Origin of the sequence: Streptococcus sp. HMSC072D07 (assembly GCF_001814835.1) — a bacterium.
Classification (GTDB): domain Bacteria; phylum Bacillota; class Bacilli; order Lactobacillales; family Streptococcaceae; genus Streptococcus.
The window spans coordinates 91,336-103,829 of the sequence record NZ_KV818078.1; the positions used below are offsets into that span (position 1 = coordinate 91,336).

The following is a 12,494-nucleotide window of genomic DNA, read 5'->3' on the forward strand; positions in this document are numbered from 1 at the left end:
TGGTAGATGGAAAAGTAGAGAGAAGCCAGGAAATCTCTAACGAAGTGACAACACCAGCAGTATCGGAGATCGTAACCGTCGGAACAGCTCCTGTTAGCGAGAAACCAACAGACGCTCCTGTAAATGAAGTCCCAAGCTTAAATGTTGAAGAAAAGGATGTTACCACAACAGTGGCCGAATCCTATCCAACTAAGGAAGTGGAAAGTGCAGACCTGCCTTTGGGGCAAAGGGAAGTTAGCCAAGCTGGTCAAGATGGTGTGCGTACGATTGTCACCCGTCAGTATTTAGTAGATGGAAAAGTCGAAAATACAGAGGAAATCTCTAACACTATCACAAAAGAAGCAGTTCCTCAGATTATCAAAGTCGGTACAAAACCAATTTCTACAAATGCGGATCACGCTCCTGTGGAACCAGAAAAAGGAACTCTCGACCTCGAACCCTTACACCAATTAGTGGAAGAGGCCGATAGCATCCAGAAAACGCATCAGTATTTCAATGATACCACTGCAGATCAAGAGTCTTATAAACAGGCAGTCGCAAATGCCCAAGCTCTCTTTGAGGCATCTCATGCTAGTCAAGAACAGGTTGATTCTTTGAAAACAGCCCTTGAAACTGCTAAGAATAATCTAGACGGTCAACCTGTTGATAAGAAAACTCTTGGAGTTGAATTTGACATGAAGGATGTGACTCAGTCTACAGTTGCTTACCAGTATGCTGATGAACAAGCCAAACTCCGCTATCATCGTGCTCTAGATCAGGCCAAGCTCGTTTTGGACAATCCTTTCGCCAATCAAGCCTTGGTCGATCAAGTTCGGACGGATCTCGAGGCAGCTCGTCAAGCTCTGGATGGTGTCAAGAGAAAACCAACCCTCTCTCTAGTCAGTGTCGAGAAGGAAGAAGATCAACGCCAAGTTTCTCTTAGCTATCACTTGACGGATGCTACAGCAAGCTATCAATCAGCCAAAGTGCAGCTATACAAGGGCGAAACGCTGATCAAGGAAGTCGACCTTGTGGACCTCACTCAAAAATTGACACTTGATGACTTGGACTACTATACTCCTTATACCCTCAAAACTGTCATGAAATATGACCCGGGTCAAGGGGAACAAACTAGTATAGAGGATCAACGCCCAGTTCAGCTAGATTATAAGAAGGTTGAAATCAAAGATATTGATCGTATCGAACTGTACGGTAAAGATGGTAGTCACTACCGACGTTACCTATCCCTGTCGGAAGTTCCATCTGATTTAGACAACTACTATGTCCGCATTCAGTCAGACAAGTTCAAGGATATGCTCTTACCTGTTTCTAAGATTACAGATAAGGGCAATGCCTATTCCGTAACGGTATCAGCTAATCAGCTCGTCGAGGGAGAAGGGGATCATTATCGTCCAGATTACTCTTTTGAATTGCCAAAAACGCCTCTTAGTCAAGAAGGTGTCTATACGTCCTTCAAAGCGCTCATAGAGGCCATGAAGTCAAACCCGACTGGAAACTTCAAACTAGGAGCGGATGTTTCAGCAGATGAGGTTGAGTTAGAACATTCTGCGACAAGCTATGTTCCAGAAGAATTTTCAGGTAGCCTAACTAGCCGAGTGGATGGCAAAGATTATACCATCTACAACTTGGCAAAACCACTCTTTGCAACCTTGAAAAATGCCACCATCCAGCAACTGACCTTGAAATCGGCTGCAGTTACAGGCAAGGATTCTATAGGGGCCTTGGCTAGCAATGCTCAAAATGCAACGATTACGGATGTTTCTGTAAGTGGTAGTCTATCTGGGAACAAGCATATCGGTGGACTCGTAGGAGTTGCCCAAAACACAAAACTAACCAATGTTGCCTTTAAAGGATCCATCACCAGCACCCAAGATGGGGGGCAGGAGTACAATATTGGTGGCCTGGTCGGTAATTTCCACGGCAATCAATCACTGGCGCAGAAGAGTCAGGCAGATGTATCTATCCAAGTAACGGGTCGAAATGGAGACCAGCGTGTTGGAGGATTGATCGGTCGTTTGCAGAATGGAGCTAGATTAGAAACTTCTTATGTGTCTGGTTCTATCCAAAATGGAGGTCATTCTGGCCAAGTCGGTGGAGCGATCGGGTCTACTTGGAACAATGGACAGGTCCGAAATGTCTTGACCAGTGTCAAGGTTCAAAATGGTCATGCGATGACAGGAGATCCGTATCCTGAGGCTTCTGTTCGGGACTCTTATGTTCTTGAAGGAACTACAGCAAATCGAAAAGATGAGCGTTTTGTCCGTTCTATTTCAGAGGCCGATGCGCAAGCCAAACGTCAGTCCTTTGGAATCACTTCAAACTTGACGGACCAGGAGCCATTGCAGCAAGCTTACCAGCATCAAACAGACTATAGTCGAGTGAGGGGAGCCCAAGAGTCCAGAAAACAAGCCTACAAAAATGTAGAAAAACTATTACCATTCTACAACAAAGACTTCATCGTTCATATAGCCAACCAATTAGCTGAAGATGATAAACTCAACAAAGTAGCCCTGCTAGATGTAGTTCCGATGAAAGATGAGACACTGATAACAGATGTCAATAGCCATAAGGGTGAAATCAATAGACTGATGCTGCATTATGCAGATAAGACGATCGCTTATCTTGATCTGACCTACAAGGGTGATTTTGCCAATGGCCAGATTGCTGAATATAGCATCACTGATAAGAATTTGCTCTATACGCCAGAGGCCTTCTTATCTGACTACCAGTCCATTAAAGCGAGTGTCTTGGAAGAACTCAAAGCTGTGACCTATGACTCGGCTGCAGTGCGTAAAGTATTAGGGATTGGTGAAACAGCTTCCTTAGATGATCTTTATTTGGAAAAAGCCTTTGAACAAACCAAGGCTGAACTAGGTCAGGAGCTCCTCAAGGTGCTTTCAGTTGACAAGTCGATTAACACCCTAGGCCCTGCCGTAGCGGATGCGATTAGCCAAAAGATTCTGCAGCACAAAGAGGCCTTCATGCTTGGTCTGACCTATCTCAACCGATGGTACAATGTCAACTATGGAACGTTCAATACCAAAGATCTTAATGCCTATAAGTTTGATTTCTTTGGCAATCAAGCAGCTTCGACACTGGATACTATCATCGCTCTCGGGAACTCTGGAATGGGCAATCTTCGAGCGCAAAACAACTTCAATGCTTACCGACAATCCCTAGCCAAGGAAAAAGGGAAAGGAGACCTCTTTGCTTACTTAGAAAGTCTGCGTGAACTCTTCTTGCCAAATAAAACCAACAGTGAGTGGTTCAAGGAAAATACCAAGGCTTATATTGTAGAAGCTCGTTCAAGTCTGCCAGAAATTCAGGCTAAGCAAGACAATGCAGATCGTAAGAGTAAGTATACAATCAAGGTCTACGACAGACTGACTCAGGGAGATTGGGGCTTCAAGCAAATGGTTCTCCAGCTTCTGACCTTACCTGAAAGAGATGTCTATATCATCAGCAATATGTCGACCATTGCCTTTGGTAGCTTTGGAGGCTACAGGAAAGAAGGTGGCAGAGTTCTCTCAGGTGAGGAACTCCATCGACACGTTGAAAAACTTGTGGATCAATCAGCTGAATGGCAACGAAACCACTATGACATGTGGTACAACATTCTAAGTCCAAACAGGAAAGACACTCTATTCAGACGGGTGATTGTTACAGACGGTTTCTTTCTTTATAATGATAAAGGCCAGCAATATTGGGCTCCGCGTAATGATAAGACCTCTGTTGCTATGTACAATTTCTTTGGTCCTGCTGGCAAGTATCACGGAGACAATGGACTAGGAGCCTTTGCCAATGGTTATGAAGTCTTCTACGTCTATGACCAGATGCTGGGAGCTTCTGGAACCATGGTCTATACCCATGAAATGACCCACAACTCGGATGGTTCTATCTATTTTGAAGGACATGGTCGTCGTGAGGGTGAAGGACCTGAGAGCTTTGCTACAGGGATGTTAGAGTCTGTAACCAATGTTAGCGAAAAAGGTCTCGTACTTAATAGCTTCTATCAAGGAGATAAAGATTCGACCACACGTTACCATACCTATGATCCTGTTGCTCGATTCTCCTCAGCAGACGCTCTTCGCGACTACATGCATGGAGTCTTTGATGTGCTGAACCTTCTGGATTATGTAGAAGGGGATATTGTTACTGGAGTTCTAACTGATCAACAGAAAATGAAATGGTACCGCAAGGCTGAAAATTATAACTTTGAAAAAACTTCTTATGGTAAACAAGCCCACGCTGATGATCGAATTGTCCCTATAACAGCCGAAGAAGCAGCCAAACTAAAATCTGTCGATGCTCTGGTTGATCATAATATCATTGGTCGTCGGGACGGTTGGGATACCGCTAGCTTTGGACGAAATGGCTACTACATCGTCAATATGTTTGCTTCCTTCTATGCAGCTCTGGACAATCCAACTGGTGCACCTGGTGGACTTATGTTCCGTCGTAGAGCCTATGAATTGCTCGGAGACAAGGGTTACCAACAAGGATTTGTCCCATATGTATCTGGCCAATACTCCGGCCAAGCGCTTAAAGAAGGTAATAAGACCTACTCAATCTGGAACAGAGGAGATGTCGGAGTAGTTGGAGATGATCTAATCCTTAGAAACCTCTACGGTAGTCAGTATGAATCATGGAAGGATTTGAAGAAAGCTATGTTGAATGAGCGATACAACAAAGCGCAAAACTTCCTTCGTCCAATTACCATTGAGTTTGAAGCCGGAAAACTAGATAGCAAACGACAAATTACGATTTCTTCTTATGAGGAATTACAAGATTATATGTACTTAGCAGTACTAGCGGATGCCTCAGCTAAGAACATTGATCGTGCCTTATCAGACAGCTCTAAGAGCAGTGTCGCCCAACTCAAGTATCGTATTTTTAATGCTTATCTACGTGCCACAGACGACTTCAGACAGTCTATCTTTGAAAGATAAGTCTCTTGCAAAAACAGACACGAAAAAAGAAGATCCAAGTGATCTTCTTTTTTCTATGAAAATTACTAGCTTACTACTAAAAACGAATGAATTTACAAACAAATTGATACATGATATATTTCTTGCTCGAAATGTCTGTTTAGAAATTTGAAATCATTCACCATCTAGTATCCTCATTTTGAAATTTCTTTTATTTTTCATGAAAATATGATAAAATGATAGCTGAAAAATTTTTAAGGAGATTCAGATGAAAACAAATACACTTGCTCGCGTAAATGCGATTTTTGGTCTTATCGCAGGTATTGTTTTACTGTTGGCGCCTCTTGTTATGTTTATGATAGCTGTCGGGGTTGCTGCAGTGACGGAAGACCCTGATGCAACAGATAGTATATTGAGGATTTTTATAATTATTTTTTCATTGGTGAAAATTGCTGTCTTGGTTTTAGGAATTGTGTCTATTGTCTATTACAAGGACGATGAGCGTGTGACGCCAGCACCGTCTGTTTTGTTTATCGTGGGTGGTTCTGTTGGATTGATCCCATTCTTGGGCTGGGTAGGAGGAATTCTGACAATCATTGGTGGATCCCTCTATTTTGGACTTTTGAAAAAATTCGAGATTCAAGAATAATGACTTTTTGTTAGAAATATTTTCAAATAAGAGAAGGCGATTAGCCTTCTTTTTTTGTCATCAACGACGGATAAATTTTATAGGATAAATAAGCTTTTACATTCATAAAATTCAAAGCATTTATTTGAGACAAGGACCTTTTTTTATAGTATAATGATGAATGTAAATTACCTATATCAAAATATAATCCTAGTTATTTTCTTGATAGAGGTTAAAAAGCGAGAGGATTTAAAATGAAAAAGTTTTTTGGAGAGAAGCAGCATCGTTTCTCCTTACGAAAATTAGCAATTGGTCTTGTATCAGCTTCGATTTCAAGCCTATTTTTTGTGTCCATTGCTAGCAGTGGTACCGTATTTGCTCAAGAAAATGCAGCTGTTCACTACAAATATGTGACGGATACGGAGCTGAGTGGGCAAGAAAAGGACTTGATTGTCAAGGATATTCCTAAAATTGCTGAAGATAGTGAGAGCACCTATTATCTAGTCTACCGTATGGATGAGAAAGCCCAGCTGGGTCAGTTGCCCAATACAGGTGGACAGAATAGCCTTACTAGTGTTTTAACTGGTGGAGCCCTAGCTTCAATTGGCCTCCTTATTTTTGTTGTATCCAAAAAGAAAGGCAAGAAGAAAGCTCTTTTGAATGTGATTTTGGTAACAGGGATGGGCAGTGGTTTGGCTTCTTCAGTTCAGGCTATCGAAAATCAACTTTTGCTCCAATACAATCAGGAATACCAATTATCCCAAGGAGATAGTCTGCCTTTGCCACGCGCCTTATCGGGTTATACCTACCTAGGCTATATTAAGAAAGACAAGGACTCTAGTCAGCAAGAAACTGCTACTAGGGATCAGAAACTAGACTACACGGTTCAACCTCATTTCCAAGCCAACGAAGGTGGACAAAAGGCAGGAGATGAGCAGAAAGCTCCGTCTCCTACACTCCCTGCTGAAAACCCAATCCCTTCTCAAGATTCATCCGATCCAAAACCGTCTGGTCTTGCTAGTGTGGATCCTCAGGATGAAGTCTTGGCTGGTCGCGTGAATAAACCAGAGCTCCTATACAAAGACCAAGAAATTGTAACCAAACTAGACTTTTCAGAAGTGGTTCAAGAAAATCCAGAACTAACAGAGGGAACCATCCATGTCAAACAAGAAGGTCGTGCTGGGAAGAAGATTGAACTTGTTCGCATTTTCACTGTTGAAAACCAAGAAATTTCTCGGGAAGTTCTCTCAACCAAAGTAGAAGAAGCCTTGCCACGTATAGTAGAGAAAGGGACTAAGAAGGCAGTTGCTCCGAGTGAAGCACCTCAGTCTGCAAAAAAAGGAGAGCCTGAGACGCAGGCTCCATTACCAGAATATACAGGCGAGCAAGCAGGAGCAGTCGTTGAACCCGAGCAAGTCGCTCCACTACCTGAGTATCAGGGAACCCAAGCTGGTGCCATCGTTGAACCGGAAAAAGTTGAACCAGAGGTTGGGGGTGTCCAGTCAGGGGCTTTGGTGGAACCAGAAACGACTGACAAACCAGCCTATACAGGCGAGCAGTCTGGTGCAATCGTAGAGCCTGAAGAGGTGCCACCAACACCAGAGTATACAGGAACTCAAGCGGGAGCGATTGTAGCCCCTGAGACAACTGACAAACCAGAATATACAGATACTCAATCAGGTACGATTGTGGAACCCGAACAAGTCACTCCACTACCTGAGTATCAGGGAACACAGGCTGGTGCTATCGTCGAACCAGAAATCCAGTCTTCCCTTCCAGAGTATAAAGGTACCCAAGCTGGAGCAGTCATTGAACCCGAACAAATTGCTCCTCTACCAGAATATACTGGCAATACCGAGCAAGTAAAACCGGAAACTCCGACAGAAAAACAAAAAGAAAAAGATCCAGAAAAAACACTTGAATTAAGAAACATTTCGGATCTGGAGTTGTATAGTCAGACCAATGGTACTTACAAACAACACGTTTCTTTAGACAGTGTTCCAAAGAATACAGAAACTTACTTTGTCAAGGTTAAATCTTCGTCATTTAAAGATGTCTATCTACCAGTCACTTCAATAACGGCTGAAACGAAAGATGGTCAGCCGGTTTATAAAATCACAGCCAAGGCTGAGAAACTCCAGCAAGAGCTAGAAAATAAATATGTCGATAATTTCACCTTCTACCTAGCTAAGAAGGCTACAGACGAAACGACAACCTTTACTTCCTTTAGCAACCTAGTCAAAGCTATCAACCAGAATCTCTCTGGAACCTATCATTTAGCAGCTAGTTTGAATGCCAACGAAGTGGAACTGGGACCTGATGATAGATCTTACATCAAGGGTAACTTTACTGGTCAGTTGATTGGTGAAAAAGATGGCAAGCAGTATGCTATTTACAACTTGAAAAAGCCTCTGTTCGAAACTTTGAGTAGCGCCACAGTAGAAAAATTGAGTCTGAAAAATGTCTCTATTTCAGGGAAAGATGATATCGGTTCACTAGCATATAAAGCTCAGAATGGCACAAAGATTAAACAAGTTCACGTTGATGGTGTTCTCGCCGGTGAACGTGGTATCAGTGGTTTGTTGGCAAAGGCTGAGCAATCAAGTATCACAGAGAGCAGTTTCAAGGGAAGAATTATCAACACGTATGAGACGACTGCTGCCTACAATATCGGTGGTCTGGTCGGTCATTTGACAGGTGACAAGGCTTTACTTACTAAGTCAAAAGCGACAGTGACCATTTCATCCAACACAAATAGTTCAGATCAGACTGTGGGTGGTCTTGCAGGTCTAGTAGATCAGGATGCACAGATCCAAGATAGCTATGCTGAAGGCGATATTAACAATGCCAAGCACTTTGGTAGAGTCGCGGGAGTAGCAGGCTATTTGTGGGATCGAAAAACTAATGAGGAACAGCATGCTGGAAAATTGACCAATGTTCTCAGTGATGTCAATGTAACCAACGGAAATGCCATTACCGGTTACCACTATAATGGAATGAGGGTGAAGGACACATTCAGCAGCAAGGCAAACAGAGTCTACAATGTCACCTTAGTCAAGGATGAGGTCGTCAGCAAGGAATCCTTTGAAGAAAGAGGAACAATGCTAGATGCTTCCCAAATCGAAAGCAAAAAAGCAGCTATCAATCCTCTCACTCTACCAACAGTGGAGCCCCTCTCAACAAGTGGCAAGAAAGACAGTGATTTTTCTAAGGTGGCCCATTATCAAGCTAAGCGCGCCTTGGCTTATAAGAACATTGAAAAATTGTTACCCTTCTATAACAAGGCAACCATCGTCAAATACGGAAATCTGGTCAATGAGAACAGTCTTTTGTATCAAAAAGAAGTCTTGTCAGCAGTCATGATGAAGGATAACCAAGTCATCACAGACATTGTTTCAAACAAAGAGACTGCAAACAAACTCTTGCTTCACTACAAGGACCATTCATCTGAGAAACTCGATCTCCAGTACCAGACTGATTTCGCCAAATTAGCAGAATATAGTCTAGGAGATACTGGGCTTCTCTATACGCCAAACCAATTCTTGTACGACCAAAGCTCTATCATCAAGCAAGTCTTACCTGAATTGCAGCAGGTGGACTACCACTCAGAAGGCATCAGAAAGACACTTGGTATTTCTCCAAAAGTCGAGCAGACTGAGCTCTATCTAGAAGACCAGTTCGCCAAAACCAAGGAACAACTGGAAGACAGTTTGAAGAAACTCTTGTCAGCAGATGCTGGACTGGCTAGTGTCAACCCAGTCACTGAAGGCTATCTTGTAGATAAAATCAAGCGCAACAAAGAAGCCTTGCTACTTGGTTTGACCTATCTGGAGCGTTGGTACAACTTCAGCTATGGTCAGGTAAACGTCAAAGACCTGGTTCTGTACCACCTGGACTTCTTTGGTAAGGGAAATGCTTCACCACTGGACACTCTGATTGAGTTAGGTAAATCTGGCTTTAATAATCTTCTTGCTAAGAATAATGTCGATACTTATGGTATCAGTCTTGCCAACCAGCATGGAACGACAGATTTGTTTAGCACGCTAGAAAATTACCGAAAAGTCTTTCTACCAGAGAAAAGCAACAATGACTGGTTTAAATCAGAGACCAAGGCTTACATTGTCGAAGAAAAATCCACTATCGAAGAGGTGAAAACGAAGCAAGAACAAGTTGGGACTAAGTATTCTATCGGTGTCTATGACCGCATCACGAGTGCCACTTGGAAATACCGCAATATGGTCTTGCCGCTCCTAACCTTGCCAGAGAAATCAGTCTTTGTCATCTCAACCTTGTCTAGTCTAGGATTTGGAGCTTATGATCGCTACCGCAATAGCGAGCATAGAGCAGGCAAGGCTCTTAATGACTTTGTTGAAGAAAATGCGCGTGAAACTGCCAAACGTCAGCGAGATCACTACGATTATTGGTATCGTATTTTAGATAATGAGGGACGTGAAAAACTCTATCGTACGATTCTCCTTTATGATGCCTATAAATTTGGTGATGACACAACCTCAGGAAAAGCTACATTGGAGGCTAAGTTTGATAGTTCCAATCCAGCCATGAAAAACTTCTTTGGACCAGTTGGCAATAAGGTAGTACACAACCAGCATGGAGCCTACGCAACAGGTGATGGCGTCTACTATATGTCTTACCGTATGCTGGACAAGGATGGAGCCATTACTTATACCCATGAAATGACCCATGATTCAGATCAGGATATTTATCTTGGTGGCTATGGTCGAAGAAGTGGCTTGGGCCCAGAGTTCTTCGCAAAAGGCTTATTGCAAGCCCCTGACCAACCAAGTGACGCAACCATTACCATCAATTCTATCTTGAGACACTCAAAATCAGATAGTACAGAGGGCTCCCGTCTGCAAGTCTTGGATCCGACAGAGAGATTCCAAAATGCAGCAGATCTTCAGAACTATGTTCACAATATGTTTGACCTTATCTACATGATGGAATATCTCGAAGGGCAGTCAATCGTTAACAAACTAAATGTTTACCAGAAAATGGCGGCTCTCAGAAAGATTGAGAACAAGTATGTGAAAGATCCAGCAGATGGAAATGAGGTTTATGCCACTAACGTAGTCAAAGAATTGACAGAAGAAGAGGCCCGAAACTTGAATAGTTTTGAAGGTTTGATTGACCACAACATCTTATCTGCTCGTGAGTACCAGACTGGCGACTATGAACGAAATGGCTACTATACCATTAAACTCTTTGCTCCAATCTTTTCAGCTCTCAGCAGTGAGAAAGGCACGCCAGGGGACCTTATGGGACGTCGGATTGCTTATGAACTTCTGGCTGCCAAAGGATTTAAGGATGGAATGGTACCTTATATCTCAAACCAATACGAAGAAGTTGCCAAACAAAAAGGTAAAACCATCAATCTCTATGGTAAAGAACGAGGATTAGTGACAGATGATCTTGTATTGGACAAGGTATTTGAAGGCAAGTATTCATCTTGGGCTGCCTTTAAGAAAGCCATGTATAAAGAACGTGTGGATCAGTTTAAAAACTTGAAACAAGTGACCTTTAAAGATCCGACAAAACCATGGCCAAACTATACGACAGAGACCATCAATAGTGTGACTGAATTGCAAGCCCTTATGGACCAAGCTGTTCTCAAGGATGCTGTAAGTCCTCGTTGGAGCAACTATAATCCAGAGTATGACAGTGCAGTTCATAAGTTGAAGAGAGCAATCTTTAAAGCTTATCTTGACCAAACAAACGACTTCAGAACCTCTATTTTTAAGAAATAAGGGTTAGAAAATGAAAAGGGAGGATCGACAGATCTTCTCTTTTTATGTTCAGATGTCTGAAAGCAGGTAGGCGATTTGTTTGTGACGGAGAAGGTCTTTTGTTTCTGGAGCAAATATGGTAGAATGATAGCTACGATAGAAGGAGGTTTTTATGGAGAGAGATAGATTGGTTCGACTCAATTGGAGACTGGGCATGGTGGCAGGAGTGACCTTACTTTTGGGACCTGTCCTACGATTTTTGCTATCCTATACTGGGGCCATCATCTATAAAGATCCTTCAAAAATGCTGGTTATCACGGTTGCCTTTTCCCTGCTCCTGACATTTTTTAAGATTTTGATGATTGCATTAGGAACCTTTATGTTAATCTATTTCGAAGAAGATCAACAACTTCGAAAGCTACCTTCTATTTTATTTATCATTGGTGGCGTGCTGGGCTTTCTTTCAGCGACCGAGTGGATAGGAGGATTTCTAATCATTAAAGGCGCTGTTTCTTTTTCTAAATTTTTGAAAGAAGTCCGTGGCCTTGTCTGATAGTCTAGTGAAACAATCCGTTTGAGGGTTGTTTTTTTATTTAAAGAATTATCTGGCAAAAGAATATGTTAGCAAAATGCTTTTTTATAAGAAAACATGATGTAATACAACTTGAAAAAATAAAAAGAGAATATTATGAAACAATCTTTCATTACATCGTATTTAACATTCTATTTAAAAGCTTCCATTACTTTAGAGGGAGTCTTTATAAAAACTTCTAACCCTACTATTTTAAAAGTTATTCCACTGGGTTCTCAAAATAAAACAATTCCTGTTGATCATGTTGCAAGTGTAGATAGTTCATTTCGTCTTGATTTCAAAACATTTGCTTGGGTATAATTTTCGCTCTTATTGGCCTTTCAATGATGCAAAATTCATTTATTGGGGGATTGATATTAGCGGCTTATGGTGTATTAACAGTGCTAAGTGCTTTTCAAACTCTACTAGTTTTGCATCTTGCTTCTGGTGGAACACATGTTGTCAGTGTGGTAGTATTTGAAAAAGCTAATCTTGAAAATTGCAAAGAAACAATTGAAGGTCTAATTCATAATCGTTACAATGATACTAATGTAACTAAGAATACTGATCGTTTAATTGATGCTTTAAATAACAAATAATTGCAATCGTTTCTTGATTGAATA

General features: G+C 41.9%; 6 protein-coding genes. All 6 read left to right on the plus strand.

Annotated features, from left to right (window positions below; genetic code table 11):
* Positions 1 to 44: 44 nt before the first annotated feature.
* The 6 genes from HMPREF2991_RS08305 (at position 45) to HMPREF2991_RS08330 (ending at position 12,470) form a co-directional block, all read left to right on the plus strand.
* Positions 45 to 4,949: a ZmpA/ZmpB/ZmpC family metallo-endopeptidase gene (locus tag HMPREF2991_RS08305; protein WP_257372019.1), complete on the plus strand. Its 4,905-nt coding sequence runs from the start codon at positions 45 to 47 to the stop codon at positions 4,947 to 4,949.
* A gap of 247 nt (positions 4,950 to 5,196) precedes the next feature.
* Positions 5,197 to 5,577, plus strand: a complete 381-nt coding sequence (locus HMPREF2991_RS08310; RefSeq protein ID WP_000856372.1) for a hypothetical protein — start codon at positions 5,197 to 5,199, stop codon at positions 5,575 to 5,577.
* Between the two features lie 233 nt (positions 5,578 to 5,810).
* The gene (locus HMPREF2991_RS08315; RefSeq protein WP_070568436.1) at positions 5,811 to 11,321 is read left to right on the plus strand and encodes a ZmpA/ZmpB/ZmpC family metallo-endopeptidase; all 5,511 of its coding nucleotides are present in this window, start codon (positions 5,811 to 5,813) and stop codon (positions 11,319 to 11,321) included.
* Between the two features lie 151 nt (positions 11,322 to 11,472).
* A complete protein-coding gene (locus tag HMPREF2991_RS08320) occupies positions 11,473 to 11,853 on the plus strand; it encodes a hypothetical protein (RefSeq protein WP_070568439.1) in 381 nt (126 codons plus the stop codon).
* A gap of 135 nt (positions 11,854 to 11,988) precedes the next feature.
* The gene (locus tag HMPREF2991_RS08325) at positions 11,989 to 12,192 is read left to right on the plus strand and encodes a hypothetical protein (RefSeq protein WP_008281298.1); all 204 of its coding nucleotides are present in this window, start codon (positions 11,989 to 11,991) and stop codon (positions 12,190 to 12,192) included.
* 23 nt (positions 12,193 to 12,215) lie between these two features.
* Complete coding sequence (locus tag HMPREF2991_RS08330) at positions 12,216 to 12,470, plus strand: hypothetical protein (protein ID WP_009013681.1); 255 nt, start codon at positions 12,216 to 12,218, stop codon at positions 12,468 to 12,470.
* Positions 12,471 to 12,494: the final 24 nt, after the last annotated feature.

Bases quoted from the DNA above. Each gene is read 5' to 3' on its own strand.
- HMPREF2991_RS08310 (WP_000856372.1), top strand. From the start codon at position 5,197: ATGAAAACAAATACACTTGCTCGCGTAAATGCGATTTTTGGTCTTATC.
- HMPREF2991_RS08325 (WP_008281298.1), top strand. From the start codon at position 11,989: ATGAAACAATCTTTCATTACATCGTATTTAACATTCTATTTAAAAGCT.
- HMPREF2991_RS08330 (WP_009013681.1), top strand. From the start codon at position 12,216: ATGATGCAAAATTCATTTATTGGGGGATTGATATTAGCGGCTTATGGT.
- HMPREF2991_RS08320 (WP_070568439.1), top strand. From the start codon at position 11,473: ATGGAGAGAGATAGATTGGTTCGACTCAATTGGAGACTGGGCATGGTG.
- HMPREF2991_RS08315 (WP_070568436.1), top strand. From the start codon at position 5,811: ATGAAAAAGTTTTTTGGAGAGAAGCAGCATCGTTTCTCCTTACGAAAA.